Raw genomic sequence first — 17,705 nt, 5'->3', positions numbered from 1 at the left:
AATCAACTACTTCGGTGGGGAATGGTGTAACGGTAGCACAACAGACTCTGACTCTGTTTGTCTAGGTTCGAATCCTAGTTCCCCAGCCACCACGGCGCTACTGCCTTGAGCATCTTGATTTTTTTCGGTCCGGCATCGCTCTCATGCCGAGACACGGTCAAAATGCTCCCACAATGCTCCCACATTACGAAAAAGCGCGGCGTGTACTACTACCGGCGTCGCATCCCAAAATCCCCAAATCGTGAGGTTGCTCTCTCGTTGCGCACGCGTATGTTCCGCGTGGCCGAGTGCCTAGCAACCGAGTTGGACCAAGAGTTTCGAAGGCTCACTGAAGACGTGACGACAGACGACAAGATCGACCTTACGCCTATCCTGCGCAATTACCTGGAGCGACGATTAGCCGGCGATATGCAGCGGCGAATAGAAACGCCGCACGCCCCAGTCTACGCTTTTCCCGAGCCGGGTAGGTCAGACGCGAGCTTGGACCTTGAGTGGGTTGACGGTCAACTTGATCAGGCTCGCGGTGAGCTGGCCGGGAGGTTGTACGACCACCAGCGCCCTCTAATCGACGATTTGATGGAGGATAACAACATCCCAGAGCAATACCGAAATGCGTTTGCTCACGGCCTTTTTCAGGCCAACGTACAGCTGTGGGAAACAGTGCGGCAGCGAACGCTCGGCAACTTCTCTTCCCTCGGCGAGGTACCCCTGCGGGATAGTGCGAGCAGCGGGGCAACAGTTGAGGCCCCGGTTGGACCAACGCTTACCGAAGCCCTACCGAATTTTCTGGATTACGCCCAGAAGGACAAGGGTTGGCGCGGACAAACCCTAGCGCAGAACAAAACCACCTATCGAATGTTTGAGGAGTGCTGCGGCGACAAGCCCGTTGCGGCTTACACCAAGACCGATCTGACCAAGTTCTACGACTTACTCAGGGCCCTCCCGCAACTGTACTCAAAGAGCAAGGAATGGGCGAACCTGACGCTTAAACAGATCGCCGAGCAGACGAAGGGACAGGACATCCCGCGCCTGACCATGACGACCATTAAACGCCACTTCTCTGCGCTCGGCGTCTTCTTCGCCCACCTGAAGCGGCGTGGAGAATACGTGGGAGAAAATCCCGCTTATGGCTTTGAGTTTCCGACCAAGGGACGAGCCCGGCACGGACGTGACATGTGGGAAGGAGAACCGCTCTCTCGGCTGTTTAGCTCTCCCGTGTGGACCGGGTGTTTATCGAAGGATCGGCGCTCACGGCCCGGTTCATTGATTATTCGCGACGACAAGTACTGGCTTCCACTGTTAGGTCTCTATCATGGAAATCGGCTGGAGGAGTTCGCGCAACTTCACCGCAGCGATGTCCGATGCGAGGATGGCATCTGGTACATGGACATCAACGACGAAGGCGAAAAGCAATTAAAGAATGAGCAGTCGAAGCGACGCGTGCCCGTCCATCCGTTCATTCAAGAGTTGGGATTCCTTCAATACGTGACGAGCATCGCCCCCGAACCTACGGAGCGGATTTTTCCGCAGCTTCGGCCCGGTGGACCAGACAAGAAGTTCGGCTACTTTTTCACGAAGTGGTGGACGCAGTATCGCAAAGACATCGGCGTCTACCAGAAAAAGCTGGACTACCATTCATTCCGAGGGGGCGTGACGACCAAACTGTCAGCAGCCAACATTTCACTCGACGTGAGGAATGAACTGCTCGGGCACGAAGGACAGAGTATTGACCAGCAGAATTACCTCAAGGGATTGCCATTGCGCATGCTTGCCGATGCCATTGCCTGCGTCGAATGGCCGGAAGTGAAGATCAGCCGCACCGACGCCCCGCAGGAACTTAAGGGCAGTTCTCCTCCAACGGAGACCAGTGAGCCGTCAATTGTCGCGTGAGAGTAGACGACCGGTCAGAAAATGAGCAAAAAAGGCCGCACACGGGCTCCTCCTAAGGAATACCTGTGTACGGCCTACGTTTTACCTGCGGCGTCCTATGCCGCCTTCACGAGGTAGCTGCTTCCGCCCCTGCCTTTGCCGGTGGTGGCCTCGTAAGTAACGCCAATCGCCTTGAGGGCCAGCGTTGTCGGGTGGTTCTCGCTACGAAGGTTCTTCTGTAGGTCCTTCTTGGCGCTCTGCTTGAGACCCAGCTCTCGGGCAATCACCTGCATTGAAGTGCGGCCTGGAGCGCGGTTTTCCATGTAGGTCAACAGGCGCCCGTGAGGTGTCCCTGCGCCACGCCGGCGGGCCTTGGGGCCATCTGGGTCGAATGGCCAATCAACAACGTTGATCCCCGGCATCTCACGCCGGATAGCAGCCAGAATGTCCTCTCCCCTCTCGCCTGAAGGAAGCACGATAAACACGTCAGCTGGCGGGCATCCACCACGGTCATCGGTCACGTGACGGCAACATATCCGGTTGATGGCCTGTATGATGGACGCAGATAGCTGCCGGCGCATCATGTGCTCACGTAGGTTCACGTGCCCATTCCAAGTTGGATTATCGAGCCAATCATCACCTTGGACACCTTGAAGCGCGAAGAACACGTTAGTTGGCCAGGTCACCGCGTCGCGAAACGGAAGGCCGAAGATCACCGCCACGTCGCAGTCAGCGTAGGCGTTGCTTCCGTCCACAGCGCCCCAGTGGGCCTTGGCGACCTTCGCAAAGGGCAGCTCGCAGGCATCAGGCAGTTCGTGCTCAACAGATTTGTGAACGCAGAAGAACACCTTTCGCTCTGGACCGAGATGTTGCGTCAGGTCCTGAATGAGGCGCGGGAAGCGTGTCTTTGCATGCTCCACCATGGTGCCCTTGCCAACCCCTGCCCGTGTCCAAGCGACGTTCAGCGTCACACTGCCATAGTTGCGCACACCGCAGGGCGTTGGGATGATTGCTGCCCTGTCCTCCATGAGCTTGTAGATGAAGTCTTCGCGGGCGGTGGCGTCCAACACGACGGGACCAGGAGCATCGAGCGGTACCAACAGCGCGGAAGAATTGAGCGTTGGCTCTTTACCCTTCAACGCAAAGTAGGCGTACTGATCCAACACCGCCGCTGCAGCAGCTAGGGTCTTGTTAATCTGGGTGGCTATGCGTTTGCGCTCGTTCGCGTCCGCCTTGCCGATGTAGGCGTCATAGGGAAGCTTAAGCATCGCGGCTCGTAAGGCGCTCAGGTCCACGGACTTGACGGAAGATGATCCTTCCGGCCCCCAAGCCATACACGCGCCACCACCGAAGCCCGCACTGACGCCCTCATGGTGTCCCAAGGCTTCATAGAGTTTCTCAAGCGCCTCGACCTCGGCAACGTGGCTGGCCCGTAGATCATGCGGAATGAACCCGATGGCTTGGCCGAGGCGATCTACCTTGACCTGACTTTCTTCGATTACATTACACAGCGCCTCGTCGATAATGGTTAGGAGACGCGGGCCGGCTTTCCAGTTCGTCAAGCGCCGCCACTTGCCATCACGGGTGCTGGTGAGGGTTTGCGTGGCGTTTACGTAGGCCTGATGGGTGATTACAACTACGTCGCTTTCGTTGAGTTGCTCGGCACTGGCACGGTGTTCGGTGTGGTCAGCCACGGCAACTTGCCGGCCGGCGAGAGCGTTGATTGCGGCCACCATCTCATCGGCTTGGGCGATAAGGCGGGTAACGATAAGGATACCTATGGGCTCCCGCAGGCCCGCTGTGGTCGCGTTCTGCTCAGCTTGGAGTGCAGCGTACACCTTGGCACCTAAGGTTTTCCCTGAGCCGGTTGGGGGCCACAGGATACGCCAGAGCGACTTCACACCGGTTGCGGTGGCCAAGATTGCTTCTTGATAGGTGTTGGCCATGGTGGCCCAGAGTTTCTGAAGAGGGACACTAGGCACATTGCCGTATGCTGTGGTCCACTGGTCAGTGAGACGGTCGACAAAGGTCTGCGGCGGCACGAGAGCGTATCGCTCGTGCATGCCGATAAGGTCGGTCATGTAGGGTTAGGTTCCAGAGTAGGGAAATGGGGGGTGAACCTCTAAAGAAGATACCCCATAGAGGTCTGACCCCCATTCTTTGAGTTTACAGCTAAGGGCCACACAGGCGGCCGAGCTGGGCTAAGGGCGTCCCAAGGGTGACCTTAGGGGCGCAATAACGTAGCAAAGGGTTTAGAGGAAACGGTCTGTTTAGTGGCAAACCAGCCTTAGGAGCCCATAGGAAGCTCAGGGGATTCCAAGCCGGCACAGGGCCACTTCTCCAGCTGAATTTATGAAAACTCACCACAGAGGCTCCTGAGAATCCCTAAAGGGCTTTCTGTGTGAGGTCGGTGTTGATTAATCTCGGTGTATCCAGCCTGAGGGGTCCTCCGGCATACCCGTGTCACCTAAGGCCGCGCGAGGATCGCCACGGGCAAACCTTCGGCCGTAGGGCGATTGCCGGGGCACCCCTGAGCCAACGGGCAACAGAGCGGAAAGCATTTTTCACCAGCTATCAGCTTGCGTCCCTGCGGGGGCGCTTAGAATGCCGGTGTCTGCTTTTGCCAACTGCGGACGTGCCGTCGCTCACATCTGGGTACGATCTATTCTCTCCCACCGTCCGTCGCTAACCCTTTGATGGCGACCCCGCGATTATCAAGCGCACCGCGGCAGCCGGCGAACGAGTTCAAACCTTGTCGAATATGGAATTTCCAGGGGAAACGAACGTTAGCTCAGGGCATTCCCAATTCTTGACGCTCGACAGTTCGTTCAAAGGAACATTAGGAGGAAGTCCTTGCAAATGTCGCCACAGCGAATTCGTCACTACGTCCGTAGCGAAGATGATCGGATCTAGTTTTCCAGCTACGACGATCTTGCCCAAGGCTTTCGTATTGAGGCCCTTGAGGGGTATCGATATTTCGACTGTCTTGGTCGCCGTTTCTCCCGTTTTTCGGTTACGGGCCTCTACTTCCTTTTTAACATTCTCAATACTTTGGGTCGTCGCTATCGCCGCTTGGTATCTATCAGCCACGGCTTTATCAATCTCGTCGAAATGAAAATCTACGAGCTCACGTTTGAATTTCTCAGCGAACGCTTCAGCCATGAGCGCAAGATTTATCATCACGTCATCATCTATCTGACTTGTACTCGGGCGATTGGAATTGCGGACCACAAAGTCTGACCGGCTGTTCTTCTTGGCTTCGCCCTTCAGATTCTCCAACAAATGATGCATCTCTCTGGGGATTTTTAAACGCCGCGCCGAAAAAGTCAGAAAGACTCCATGGTCCTTCATGATCGTGAAGACTTCTACGCGGACGGCTTCCGCAACAGCGCGCCAGGCTTCACGGCCGGGTTCGAACGCATCGGTGATGTGGCACTTTGCATTCGCCGGCATTGCAGAACAGAATTTGTCAAAGGGCCCCTTAAACAAATCCCTGACGATTTCGACATGCTCGCCAGGGATAAGCAGTGAACAGAGAAGGCTGATTTCGTGGTCTGAAGAATGCGTCAGTTTCCTCACATAACCTCGGCTGCCAGCTTCATCCGTGAAGGCGACGATAAGCTTTTCGTTTGCGGTCATATATCCCTTCCTCAGAGAGCCAAGCGTCGCCCAGCTATCCCTTCATTACAAGCCGGCCTTCTCGATTTGGCCGTACAGCGCGACACGACCAAATCAGGCTCAGTAGATTGCCCGCATGCCCGCGTTGGGTCAAACGTCGCCTGAGGATGATGCTCAGGGGCGGCTATCACAGCGCGCCATCTCGCAAGCCGAAAGCGTTGTTTGCATAAAGCTCGCGAAAACAACTTCTCAGAAGGGCTTTGCGTATCGGGGCGTCAGGCCCGCGCCGTGGCCGGTGCTTTCCGTCGTCGTAGTGAGCCATGCAGCCCCGCGCGAGAGTGTAAGCTGCTGACCTAACCTCTTCGCTGTACTTGGGGTTGTCAGGGTCGTCCCACTCGTAGTGCTTAGGCTCAGGCCTATCGAAGGGTGGCATGACGTAGTCGGGCGCGCGCATGGTCGCTAAGGCTTCCTTGGCCCAGTCGTGGTCTGCGCCCCTCTCAAGGACGAAGCGGTAGCTTGCGGCAGTCGGTTTCGTCTGTCCTGGCACGAGGTACATGCCGCGGGCGCACTCGGCGAGTTCAGCGGGCCTCCAGCCTGCCTTGATGAATTGGCCGAGAGCTTCGCGTTGCTGGACGGTGCGGAGATAACGGCGCACCTGTTTGAAGTTTGGGGCCTGCGGTGGTGAGGACGGTGGTGATGGTGGTGATTGCAGCGTCGCCGCTGCGGTGGTGAGGTCGTTTGTTTGGTCGATCAATGAAGATGTTGCGAGCACAAGCCGACCGGCTCCCCTACTCAGTCTTGGCAGACGTGCGGGAGGTTGACGGCTTAGCGGCTGTTGAACCTGCGAGCACTTGTGCGCCCATCGTGGGGGCGCGTGCTTGTAGTCGCGGGCAGTTGGTGGTGGCGGTTGCCGTCCATCAGGGGGACGGTCCTCTCGAAGCGGAGCGCCTTCTGTCTTGTAGTGGCAGTGCCGAGAGGGATAAGACGTTGATCTTTCAGCAAAGGGGTGCCGAAATCTGGCCCTTTGATTTCTCAGCCGGAAACAGAGCCAACCTGACCTGCACTCCAGCATTGCTTATGGCTTCAACGGTTGAGGGCGCGCCTTCCGTGTTAAGGTGCGGGTGAAACACTGGTAAACCCTTTGAAATCATTAGAGAACAGGGGTCGAAATCGCATACCATCGTGTGAAGCTAACAAAACAGGGGCAGCGGCTCGCCCGCCCGCACCAGCGCCTTCTCCTGTGGAAGTGGGCGTGAAAAAGCCAGTAAGTCATTGATCTGCACGAAAATTATCAATCATTTCAAAGGCCACACCGCCCGATAATGTGGGTTCTTGTGTGAAGCTAACAAAACGGGTTATTGGCGGCCCCACACAAGACTCCACATGCCCTCTCCTTTCGACGACGACACCGCAGCAAGGGAACTACTAGAGCGCCTAAGGTGGCCCGATGGCCCCGCCTGCCCACGCTGCGATGCCCGTGGTCCCGACGTGTTCAAAATCGGCGGAGAGAAACACAGCCACCGCGATGGTCTCTACCAGTGCAAACCTCGCCGCCACCAATTCACCGTCACCGTGGGGACGGCCCTTGAGCGGCAAAGGATTCCTCTGAGCACTTGGGTCCGCGCGGCGCACGAGTTCAGTTACGAGGGGCCGGCCTATGGAAAAGGCAAAGACCGAAAGCTTAAGCCGCCTCCGCTCACGGAGCTGCAGCCAAGAATCGGCGTGTCCTACCCGACCGTGTTACACATCCGCGACGTCATTGAGTATGCAGCACGGCGCTATCGAGGCCACAAGACGGGCTTTGGCGCTTGGCCTCGCAGCTTCATGAAGGGTGCCGGCACGTGGCTGCCAGATTACGACCCTAGAAAGCGCAAGCGACTGGCCGAAGGTAAAGATCCATCGCAGCACACGATCATGGCCGCGCATATCCTTGCGGACGTCATGTCGGAGTACAAGACCGCCGATACACCAGCCGCCTTTGATCGTACCGAGGTGCTTTTGCGCCTCCTGCTTGCCACGCCCCCAAAAGCCCGCTCCGCGCAAGCGCCGGAAAACGCGGCCCTCTGGTGTTAAGACGGGTCAAGTGGCAAGTCATTGAGCTGTGCCTCACCTCGAGTATCCGCCGTAAAACTTATGCACACCCACGACGAGGTGTAGCTCCGTGCGGCCGTCCTCCAAACCCTAGCGGCTTCCCAAGGAGGCCATCCTGGCGCAATCATGCGGCATGTCCACCAAGTCCCGCGAGCCCATTTACGGCACCACGATCCTCATGTCAGCCGAGCGTGCCAAGGAGGCTCGCAAGGAGGCTGATCGGCTGGCGTGCGAGGCGTGGAATTACCGCATGCTCGGCTTCCGGGACCTGCGCAGCCATCGCCGACGCTGGGTGACGCGCTAGACGCTGATTACCTGTATCTTGAAGTTCGGTGTCTCGGTTGTGACACGAACCAGACCGTTGCGCTCGATGTGGTCCGCAGGCCCAAAACAACACCAATCCACGAGCTTGAGCGCTACATGCGGTGCAAGGACTGTTTTCGCTCCAAGCGGACGATGAGCGATTTAAAATGTTTGAACCTGAATATTCGACTTTGCGAAGGCGTTGGCCGAAGGAGGTTCAATGGTCTGGAAACAGTGACTTCATGCTGCGAATTTGGCTCGCGTATGGCTCCGGGTTCTGAGTAGCGGCCGCCTCCAGAAGGCGACGAACTCGCGCGGTGCCCGGAGAGTGAGTTTGCATATTTAGATACTCCGCGTCCAAAGGAGCTTCCGCCAGCACACTATGGAGAAATAGCGGCACAGCATTGAGAATGGCCAGTTTCATATTGTTCATACGTTGAATAGCCCACAGATCAGCTTCGTCCTCTCGATACCTAGCTTGGGAGATGTATTCGGGTGTTTCGGGCGAAACTGAAATCGGATGCTCGACGTGTCCAAGCACGTGATGGGCCGTTTCGTGCAGTAGAAGAAGGAGCACCGAAGACCCGAAGTAGTATCGATATTGCTCGTCTAGGTCAGGTTTTCGACTTAAAATATCGGTGATTGCCTTTTGGCACTCCGGCATTGTTTGCCAAAAAACGCTCGGTGGGACTACGTCGGTAGGCTGCAAGTTTCGCGCGGAGCGGGCAGAATTATTGTAGAAGTCTTGGTATGTCTTATCGATGAATGCGTATCCGCACTGGGGTGGATCGCTCCCGTAGGCTAGCGCAAGGGAGACTAGCTCAAGCATTCCGCCCAACCCGCGAAACACAACTACCTCGCGCTGGTGTCGTTGAGGATCAATCAACGCCCCTGCGTTTGCTAATCCGTACTGGTCGACGTGAAAGTAAATCTGCGATGCGACCTCCTTGTATTCCGGCTCAATTTTGGCCTTTAGGTCGGATGCAATGGAGGCTACCTGCACCTTAAGCCAATCATAAAAGGGATCGGCTCCTTGGGCACAACAGCTCTGAACAGAGATCACAAAGATTGCCGCTGCAGCCAGACACCTTTGCATCAAGGTGCTCCCGTTTGCAGGATGCGGTCTACAGATGCAATTGTATTGCGCTGAGCTTCGGAAAGTTTCTGCTTGTATCCGGCTTCCAGTTTTTCCATGGACTGAGCTGTTTGCCAGAGGCGGAAAGAACCGGCCCCTAATACTTGATCAACAAAAATCTCTTTAAGCTGGTTCGTAGCTTGAATTGCATCCGAGACAGATTTTTGGGCCTCTACATTACTGGGCGCGTTGCCAAACGACGCGGCATCAGCAAGAATTTGAAGAGACCGCGCGTACAAAAGTGCTCTCGTCTGAGGCGTTGCACTGCCATACGTCTCTGCACCGAAGTGGACGTTGCTTACGGTAGCCGGAGTGGTGGAGGTCTTTTGAACAGTTGGGAAGCTGATGTCCACGTTGGAATACATCACCACAGCGAGTAGCGCACTGCCGAATAACGCAAAGAAAATTCCTGGACCGACCCTTTGAAGCCGCAGCAAATAGCTTTTCCCTACTCGGGCCTCCATCGCCGCGTCGTGGCTTTCTGTTTGAGCAAACAGACGATAGCCCAACACGAGCGCTACAATACCTCCCCCAGCAACTAAAAGTCGCTCAGCTGATCTAAATCCAACAACTATCAGTTCTGTTTCCATCTTCATACCATTAGTTGTATTTGGTCTAACTATCATCTTTGATGGAAGTGTGCCAGCGCCTTGTTTTTGGATGCGTGGAGCAATTTCGCTGAGACGAACGCGGGTACCGAGCCGACAAGAGCGGGGTTGCCGTCTCTGAGTTCGAGAAGGCAATCCACGTAGCACTGATCCGAAAGACACCCGAGGCGGTCTGACTGGTCACAAAAGATCCGCCGAGCTGCCGTGGCCATGGTTCAAAAGCATCGCCGCTGATAGCCCCACTTCGTTCCTCGACGACACACCAAGGCACGCCTGATCCGACAGGCGCTCGGTGCCGCTGGTCTATTCTGGGACGCCTTAGCGGCGCTTCCCGGCATAGAGCAAAGGTGGTGCCAAGCCTAAAAAGCATTGGCGACGGATTGGAAACCCATAGGAGGACCCACGCAGCTCTGTTGGCGCTCACCGCCCGTGTTACCTCGGTGCCGGCAAGCCGCTTTACTCGCGAATTTTGAAGCCGAGGGAGCCGGGTTCGGTCAAAAAGGGGCCCGGTGGCGAGCAGGGGACCCGTAAAATCTTCAGCGAAACACGCTTGCGCTCAGTGCCCTGCGTGCCAGAACGCTGCCGCCATGAACACCAATGCGACCATCGTTGCTTCTAGTGCCACCGAAACCACCGTGATGAATGCCAAAAGCGTAACCATTGTCGGTCCCCCTTTGATCTACTGAGCGCGCTCAAGGACGTTGCTCACGGACCTGGCATGCCATTGCCCACCGCGAGCCGTTGCAACACCGCGTGCATTCAGTGCAGTGGCGATTTCCCTAAGTGTCGTTGCGCCAGCCTTCTTTGCCTCTCGGATAATGGGCAGTACATTGGCAGCGTACCTGTCGGCCTCCGCCGTCACCGCCTGCACCGCACTCTTACGGGCCACCGAGAGCTTGGGGTTACCAAGGGTCACCCCGCGAGCCTTGGCGGCCGTGAGGGCCTGCCGGGTCCGCGTCGAGATGAGCGCGCGCTCCTTCTCGGCCAGCCGCCACCGCGCGAGACCGCCCGTTAGCCTACCGCGTGGGAAACGTCAGGACGTTAGGCGCGCATTCGGCCACACCATCCGGTGCCACGCCGAGACCCTTCTGAGCGACCACCACGACGCTCCGTAACAACACCTTGCGCTGCGTGTCGTCTTTCAATTTGGTCGATGCTACGACGAGTGTGAGGATGTGTTTCAGTGCTTCGCTAGGTGTCACTGTTGCTACCTCCTATTGATTGTCCAATAAACGATACGCCAGCCCTGCCGGATGCGCGAGGTTCACTTTGGGGCGCCTCGGAGATGGTTCGGAAGTCGCGCTTTTTCCGACATGCCGGCCCGGTCGCCAATGTCCGTTGTTCGGGGTAGAGCGGATGTGGCTGTCAGGTAATCAAAACGACGCGAATGACCCTGGCTGCGTGAAAACGAACTGTCTGCTATGATTCGCTTGGCGATTTGCCGGGGGCAATCATGAAGCGCTTCGTTGAGGGTGCCGATCGCGGACAATCGACGTTGTTGCCGGAATGCCTCGATGAGTGGGTCGAGGAGAGCAATTGCGTTCGTGTGGTGGATTGCTTTGTCGACGGGCTCGATCTGGCCGATCTCGGTTTCGAAGGCGTCGAGCCTGCAGCGACAGGCCGGCCTGCCTACCACCCCTCGGTTCTTCTGAAGCTTTACATCTACGGCTATCTCAACCGAGTGCAGTCGAGCCGCCGGCTTGAGCGCGAAGCCGGCCGAAACCTGGAAGTCATATGGCTACTCGGTCGGCTCGTTCCCGATGACAAGGTGATTGCCGATTTCCGCAAGGACAATGGCCCGGCGATCCGCAGGGCATGCGCGAGCTTCGTCAATCTCTGTCGCCAGATGGGTCTGTTGGCGAAGGCGAGCGTCGCGATCGACGGCAGCAAGTTCAAAGCGGTCAATAATCGAGATCGCAATTTTACCCGGGGGAAGATCGATCGCCGGCGCGCGCAACTCGAGGAGAGTGTGGCGCGGTATCTCTCCCAGCTCGATACGGCGGATAGGCAGGAACCGTCCGAAGTGCTGGTGCTCAAGACGACGCGGCTCAAGGAGAAGCTCGACAAGCTGAAAGAGGAAATGGGCAAACTCGCAGCCTACGAGAAGCAAATGTTGGCCTCGCCGGATCACCAAATCTCGCTCACTGATCCCGATAGCCGCTCGATGGCAACAAGTGGGCGTGGCTCGGGCGTCGTCGGCTACAATGTGCAGGTCGCGGTCGACACCGTGAACCATCTGATCGTGACGCACGATGTGACGAATATCGGCTCGGATCGCTCACAACTGGCGAACGTGGCGCGGGAAGCCAAGGCCGTTCTGCAAGTCGATAAACTCGAAGCCGTCGCCGACCGCGGCTACTTCAATGGCGAAGAGATCCTGGCCTGCGAGCAGGCAGGCATTTGCGTGACGTTGCCCAAACCGATGACGTCGGGCGCGAAGTCGGAAGGCCGCTTCGGCAAGCAGGACTTCGTCTATGTGCCGGAGGAGGATGTCTATCGTTGCCCCGCCGGCGAGAAGCTCAAATTCCACTATGCCAATGAGGAACACGGGCAGAAGATGCGCCGGTACTGGACGAACGCCTGCAAGACCTGCGCAATCAAGGATCAGTGCACCACAGGCAAAGAACGCCGCATCACGCGATGGGAGCATGAGCACGTTCTCGAAATCGTGCAGCAGCGGCTGGATCAAGATCCCCAGGCCATGCGCCGCCGGCGCGAGACGGTTGAGCATCCCTTCGGCACGCTCAAGATGAGAATGGGCGCGACGCACTTCTTGATGAAGACGCTGCCGAAGGTCGCGAGCGAGATGGCGCTCAGCGTACTCGCCTACAATCTGACGCGGGTCATGAATATCGTCGGTACAAGGGCGTTGCTGGCAGCGATCAGAGCGTGAGTGTGGAGACCCCACTGCGTGCCGATACCGAGCCAGACCATGCCCAGCATTCCCCGCCACGACTCGGAGGCGGCCCCTGATCGCCCAACAGGAAAAAATTGCTCAGATCGGCCGTGTCGGACTACGCCGACCGGATCGTGGACGTTCCCCGCCCGCGTCAGCGCGTTATCACGCAACCAAGACCCTGAGCAGACAAGAGGGTTTATCCGACCTGAGTCAGCCACGATGTGACGGCTGTCCGGCCAGAAACCTTTGAGTTGAGCAAAATAAATTTTGGTGGGCCGACCTAGGACGTATTGTCATACCTTTTCACCATCCGCCACAATTCAATGATGGGAACCGCCCACCGACCGCAATGGGTTGAGATTTTTCTGCAACCGCGCGTCGGTATCCCCCAGGGTTGACGACGTCAGACAGAACCGCGAGGATTGGACGAGGCTGGGGCCGACCGGGTTCTGCCATGAAGCAATGGTGGCGTAAAGGTTCTCTCAGTAATCTGGCGTTGGCAAGCGAGCGATGCCGCGAGCTGATAGCTACCGATCCCGATTTCAGATATCGGGTCGTCGAGCACTGCCGCTCCTTAAGCCGCAAAAATTTCAGCGACCCGGAATGGCGCAAACGTCAGGGATTCCTTGGTGTCGACGAGATCGAACTCCTTATGCAGGATGTTCGAAACGGTCTGCCCTACCATGAAATCGGCGACCGCTGGCTCATCTCGGAGAGCGAAGTCAGTTACCTAGCTAGAACGCGCGGAATCCACCGCCGCCCAACTAGGATTCTTAGAGAGCCGTCACTTAAACAATTAGTTGGCATCGTCAAGGCGGCCCGGCGCGGTGTCGTATACAACCTCATAGCTCAACAATTCCGAATGCCATTCCACAGGATAATAGGGATTGCGCATCGCGCGGGAATTCGTCGAGAGCACCGAAGGTCATGTTGGTGGGAGAGCTTGCCTCTAGATCGCTTCCAGGAACTGGTAAGACGTTTGAGGACGACCGAGCCGTACGCGGATATGGCCATCGATTATGATGTCAGTAGTTCGGCAATTGCAAGTTGCTCACGCCAACTTGGATTTTGCCGCGGCAAGCGCTGGAACAGAGGCGTGTCACAAGATCGAATCCAGGCGAACGCCGAACGCCGCCGCTGGCGGATCGCCGAGCAAAAGATGGCGAGAGCATCATGCTGACGAAAACTCCGCGCGCCGGGAAGAACCTTGAGCGCCGCAAATTGTTTGCGGAAATGAAGCGAATCGCCGCGGATGGCAAATGGCACGATCCGGCGACCATCGCCGAGTTGATCGGCGCCAACGCCGACGATGTCGAGAAAATGTTTCTTCGCATTCGCAGAGACGGCACCAAGCCTCGCATCGGATGCGAGTCGAAACAGGTAGGCACCAAATTCTACTATCGAATGTTCAACATGGAAAAAATGGTCAGGGTAAGTGAGCTGACCGAGAAACTCGGCCCGCTGGTCGAGGGCGTTATAGCAGAGGGCAAAAAAAATGTTGCCACGGTGTCCTTCGGTCATCTGAAACGTTTGGGCGCTCTGCTCCAACGCCAGCTCGACGAATGGGCCAAGTAGGGGCGTTTGGAAAGGACTACGAACACACCCCCTTTTCTTGTCTCAGTCCATCGGAGAGTATCATGTTTGACACAGGCCAGGAGACCCTTCGCGAAGAAACGTCAACGCTATCATCCGAATCAGATCGACCTGTTCGTTTCAAGTTGGTCAAATCCGAAACGCTCGCGTTGACGAGAGAATTTGTGAGACAATTCCGCAGACTCGAAAGATCGCCAACCGAACGCGAGCTGAATAAGTCGCGTCTCAAGAATCTGCGTCAAAAATTTCTCGCAGGCCAGATCATTCCGTTCTGTTGGGCGACAGCCGAATACAACGGCGTGACCTTGGGGGTGAACGGTCAGCATAGCAGCTGGGTACTGGACGACCTCGGAGATGACGAATTCGAACAAGTTGCCAAGGTTGCGGTCGTTCATCTCGACCACTACAAAGTCGAAGGGGGCCACGGATTGCCGTTCCTGTTCCGGCAGTTCGATGATCGCAGATCAAGCCGTTCATCGGCTGATGTCGCAGGAGCTTATCAATGCTCACACGATGAACTGCGCGACCTGATGAGGCCGCTCGCCAAGAATGCTGTGGACGGTGTTGCGTGGTGGCGCCGAAATATAGAAGGGACTGGCGCTCCGGACGGAGACAACGTCTATGATCTATTTGGCGAATCCGGACTGTTTGAATTCATCAAGTGGGGCAATCACCTGCTGACCGAAACAAAGGCGGGTGAACTGAAAAGCCCCGCGGTCGCGGCCGCGATGTACGCAACTTTTATCGCCAATAAAGCCGCCGCTCAAACGTTCTGGCACGATGTCGCCAGCGGTGGCGCCGATGATAAGTCCGCCCCGGCGACGATGCTTTCCCGCTGGCTCATTGAGCAAAAGGAGCCAAAAAGGAACAGGTACTTCCGGATGAAACCCGGCAACTTCTATCAAGCCTGCATTCACGCGTGGAACGCCTACCGCGAGGAAAAGGCCCTCATGTCGATCAAGTCGGACACCAAGAAGGGCATGTTCATCAAGGTGATCGGATAGGGTCAACGTAACTGTCAGAGAAAACCGCCCTCCGGGGCGGTTTTTTGGTTCCCCGTCCCAAAATCGGCGGCCTGTCTTGTCTACAGTCGGCAGTGTGGGCGTCGGCTTCCGCGAGGCCGCCTCCTCAGCTTTGCAGGACCTACCTACTTGCTAGCCCTGTGCAGCCTACTCACGATGTGAATCGAACGAAGCTCGCCGACTTCCGACAATGGCACTTTTCGGACTTGGCGCGATACTCGATTGACGTCCGCAAAGGGTTCTAGAGCGGACATCAAAAGCCTGTGCTCAGCGAGAACCTTGGGACCACATAGGCCACCCGCTGGAAAACGAACACCCTGCCGTAACCTCGGCGGCGGCTGACGCCTTTAAGCTCGGTTTCGAAGGCTGGCCGCGAGGGCCTGACGGGTCCGCGTCGAGATAAGCGAGCGCTCCTTCTCTACCAGTGCAGCGAACACACGGCTCGTCTTAGCTCGGCAGCGGCTGGCCAGCGAAGCCGGCAATCTTGAAGCCGGGAGTGCCTCGATTTTGAAAACCGTAGGTAGGCCATCCGGAGGACCCAAATTAAACCGGACGCTAGGCCGCGCCACCACTGGGAACCGCGGTGTCCGCTCCTACGTTGAGAGCCGGCTCAGCAGCCGCGAGACGGCCGTGGGGTGCCACGTGTCACCACGAGGAGCCCTGATGCCCCGCGCGTGTAGTTCCTCGGCAATCCCGCGAACGCTCGTGATCCCGGAGCGCTTAATGTCATCTACGATGGCTTTCAGGTCCCCTGCCCGCTGAGCGGCGCTGGCCTTGAGTTTGGCCACAGCTTCCGCGTTGCCTACCTGCTTGCCCTTCAGCGCTCTTGCACCGTTGGGGTTGCCAAGGCGCTTGATGTCCGGCCGGCCGCGCTGCCCTGTGCGAACAATCCGCTTCTTTGCGACGGCCAAGGCGTTCTTGGTGCGCTCGCCGATCAGGCCCGCCTCAAGCTCGGCGACAGCGGCCATCTGGGTAAGCAGGAAGCGGCCCATGGGTCCTGGTGGGACCGAAGGCAGGTCACAGAACACGAGGTCGACACCGCTGGCCACAAGCGACCGCAGCAGGTCCACGTTGCGGGTGAGCCGGTCCAGCTTCGCGAACACCAGCTTGGCGCCGATTGCCTTGGCGTGGGACAGCGCTGTCGCGAGCTTGGGACGGTCGGAGCGCCTGCCGCTCTCGGTTTCCACGTACTCGGCCGAAAGCGTCCATTCGCCGCCGTTCAGATATCGCACCACCGCCTCGCGCTGGGCCTCGATGCCCAAGCCACTCCTGCCCTGCTTATCGGTGGAAACGCGGAGATAGGAGATGAATTTTCCCTCAGCCATGACCCAAAGCCCCTAAACACGATTTGATGTAACGGACGTTAGGTCAATTTGTAACAGCGGGAGTAGCCGTGAGTAGAGGCGTTTTGGAATCACAGGGATTCCCTATTGCATAGCTCAGCGGCGCAACCGAAGATGCATTTTCATCTGCTGGGCCAGCCCGGACTACTTCTAAATATATATAAACCCCTCTCCGGTGCCCTGTGGCCAAACTGTCCCGCGACGAGCGAGAGGCAATCGCCGAGAAGCGCCTTCTGAGCGTCCTGGCAACCGCCACCATCGCAAACCAGCGAACCCTCGAACAAAAGATATCCGACGCAGGCCCGTATGGTCAGCGAGTAGACCCGCACGTCCTAACCGACGTCCGCAAGCGCCTGATGAAGGAAGGTATCATTGGTGTTGCCAGCTCTGCGGGCTCACCTTGGTTTTTTGCCTCCAATACCTCAAAAGCCGCTTGGGAAGCTCGGCTGCAGATACTTTTAGCGGTCTACCAGCCCTACCTTGCAATTGCAGGACGGATTGGACAGGCGCTTGAAATTGCGACTTACCGCGCACTATCAGAAATCCCGAATGCTGATTTTGAGGGTCGTTTCAAAGAGCTTGACGGTCATGATGACAGCACGATGTACAAGAAAGAAGAGCCCACGCAGCATATTGGGACGCGCTCACTAAAAGGAGACGAGCGATTAGATTTTATCCTAAGGACCGCTAACGCGGGACCAATTGGCATTGAGTGCAAGAACGTCCGTCATTGGATGTATCCCCACGTAAACGAAATCAAGGATACGCTACGAAAGTGCCTTGCGCTCAATGCTGTGCCGGTCTTGATCGCTCGTCGGATACCATACGTCACCTTCGCTGTTCTGTCGCATTGTGGCCTGATCATCCATCAGACGTATAACCAACTGTTTCCTGCCGCCGATGCTACGCTCTCAGCGCAAGTCGCCCACAAGACGATGCTCGGGTATCATGATATAAGAACAACCAACCAACCCGACGCACGGCTCTTGAAATTCATCACGCAAAACCTTCCCAGCATTGCTGCGGCTGCGCGCCAGCGATTTGAGGGACATAAGGACCTGTTGGAACCGTTTTCAAACGGCGAGATGAATTACGTCGAGTTTGCCGCTCGTGTATTGCGCCGTTCGCGCGGACAGAATGAGGACTTCCCCACGCGCTGATACGGAGCAGACAAGCGGGTTTGTGCCTAGTGTCCTAACCACGACACCTGATATGCTGGCCGAA

Annotated in this window: 15 protein-coding genes, 1 tRNA gene and 1 pseudogene; 9 read left to right on the top strand and 8 right to left on the bottom strand. The window is 57.1% G+C overall.

Annotated features, from left to right (window positions below):
- Positions 1–15: 15 nt before the first annotated feature.
- A tRNA-Gln gene (locus tag B5527_RS14040) sits at positions 16–89 on the top strand.
- Between the two features lie 16 nt (positions 90–105).
- Positions 106–1,890 (top strand): site-specific integrase, encoded by a 1,785-nt coding sequence (locus tag B5527_RS14035; protein ID WP_154072218.1) that lies wholly within the window; start codon positions 106–108, stop codon positions 1,888–1,890.
- A 95-nt stretch (positions 1,891–1,985) separates the two neighbouring features.
- Here the strand turns inward: B5527_RS14035 and B5527_RS14030 are convergent, their stop codons facing one another.
- From B5527_RS14030 to B5527_RS14020, 3 genes are all read right to left on the bottom strand, one after another.
- On the bottom strand, positions 1,986–3,950 hold the full coding sequence (locus B5527_RS14030; protein ID WP_079601850.1) for a hypothetical protein: 1,965 nt from the start codon (positions 3,948–3,950) through the stop codon (positions 1,986–1,988).
- A gap of 664 nt (positions 3,951–4,614) precedes the next feature.
- Positions 4,615–5,508, bottom strand: coding sequence for a hypothetical protein (locus tag B5527_RS14025; protein WP_079601849.1), 894 nt, complete (start codon positions 5,506–5,508; stop codon positions 4,615–4,617).
- A 166-nt stretch (positions 5,509–5,674) separates the two neighbouring features.
- Complete coding sequence (locus B5527_RS14020; protein WP_154072217.1) at positions 5,675–6,259, bottom strand: hypothetical protein; 585 nt, start codon at positions 6,257–6,259, stop codon at positions 5,675–5,677.
- A gap of 611 nt (positions 6,260–6,870) precedes the next feature.
- Here B5527_RS14020 and B5527_RS14010 point away from each other — a divergent pair.
- Both B5527_RS14010 and B5527_RS14005 read left to right on the top strand, forming a co-directional pair.
- On the top strand, positions 6,871–7,560 hold the full coding sequence (locus tag B5527_RS14010) for a transposase (RefSeq protein ID WP_079601846.1): 690 nt from the start codon (positions 6,871–6,873) through the stop codon (positions 7,558–7,560).
- Positions 7,561–7,711: 151 nt separating this feature from the next.
- Positions 7,712–8,022, top strand: a pseudogene (locus tag B5527_RS14005) (hypothetical protein); the annotation flags it as partial.
- 76 nt (positions 8,023–8,098) lie between these two features.
- Here B5527_RS14005 and B5527_RS14000 read toward each other — a convergent pair.
- The 4 genes from B5527_RS14000 to B5527_RS43820 form a co-directional block, all read right to left on the bottom strand.
- On the bottom strand, positions 8,099–8,977 hold the full coding sequence (locus tag B5527_RS14000; protein ID WP_079601845.1) for a hypothetical protein: 879 nt from the start codon (positions 8,975–8,977) through the stop codon (positions 8,099–8,101).
- Positions 8,977–9,606, bottom strand: a complete 630-nt coding sequence (locus B5527_RS13995; RefSeq protein WP_154072216.1) for a hypothetical protein — start codon at positions 9,604–9,606, stop codon at positions 8,977–8,979. The genes B5527_RS14000 and B5527_RS13995 overlap by 1 nt, the downstream gene beginning before the upstream one ends.
- A 697-nt stretch (positions 9,607–10,303) precedes the next feature.
- Positions 10,304–10,495, bottom strand: coding sequence for a recombinase-like helix-turn-helix domain-containing protein (locus tag B5527_RS46290; RefSeq protein ID WP_338065127.1), 192 nt, complete (start codon positions 10,493–10,495; stop codon positions 10,304–10,306).
- Positions 10,496–10,640: 145 nt separating this feature from the next.
- The gene (locus B5527_RS43820) at positions 10,641–10,826 is read right to left on the bottom strand and encodes a hypothetical protein (RefSeq protein ID WP_154072215.1); all 186 of its coding nucleotides are present in this window, start codon (positions 10,824–10,826) and stop codon (positions 10,641–10,643) included.
- A 251-nt stretch (positions 10,827–11,077) separates the two neighbouring features.
- Between B5527_RS43820 and B5527_RS13985 the strand changes: the two genes are divergently transcribed.
- The 4 genes from B5527_RS13985 (at position 11,078) to B5527_RS13975 (ending at position 15,120) form a co-directional block, all read left to right on the top strand.
- Positions 11,078–12,517: an IS1182 family transposase gene (locus tag B5527_RS13985; RefSeq protein ID WP_079600895.1), complete on the top strand. Its 1,440-nt coding sequence runs from the start codon at positions 11,078–11,080 to the stop codon at positions 12,515–12,517.
- Positions 12,518–12,977: 460 nt separating this feature from the next.
- A complete protein-coding gene (locus B5527_RS43815; protein ID WP_154072214.1) occupies positions 12,978–13,703 on the top strand; it encodes a hypothetical protein in 726 nt (241 codons plus the stop codon).
- Entirely contained in the window at positions 13,697–14,098 is a 402-nt protein-coding gene (locus B5527_RS13980; protein WP_154072213.1) for a hypothetical protein, read from the top strand. The genes B5527_RS43815 and B5527_RS13980 overlap by 7 nt, the downstream gene beginning before the upstream one ends.
- A 62-nt stretch (positions 14,099–14,160) precedes the next feature.
- On the top strand, positions 14,161–15,120 hold the full coding sequence (locus tag B5527_RS13975) for a hypothetical protein (protein ID WP_154072212.1): 960 nt from the start codon (positions 14,161–14,163) through the stop codon (positions 15,118–15,120).
- A gap of 611 nt (positions 15,121–15,731) precedes the next feature.
- On the opposite strand, the gene B5527_RS13970 is transcribed toward B5527_RS13975, so the two are convergent.
- A complete protein-coding gene (locus B5527_RS13970) occupies positions 15,732–16,463 on the bottom strand; it encodes a recombinase family protein (RefSeq protein ID WP_079601840.1) in 732 nt (243 codons plus the stop codon).
- Positions 16,464–16,663: 200 nt separating this feature from the next.
- Between B5527_RS13970 and B5527_RS13965 the strand changes: the two genes are divergently transcribed.
- Positions 16,664–17,641: a hypothetical protein gene (locus B5527_RS13965; protein WP_079601838.1), complete on the top strand. Its 978-nt coding sequence runs from the start codon at positions 16,664–16,666 to the stop codon at positions 17,639–17,641.
- The last annotated feature ends 64 nt before the right edge of the window (positions 17,642–17,705 follow it).

The sequence above is a fragment of the Bradyrhizobium erythrophlei genome (assembly GCF_900129425.1).
In the GTDB taxonomy this organism is placed as follows: Bacteria; Pseudomonadota; Alphaproteobacteria; order Rhizobiales; family Xanthobacteraceae; genus Bradyrhizobium; species Bradyrhizobium erythrophlei_C.
This window is presented reverse-complemented; position numbering and strand designations above follow the sequence as displayed.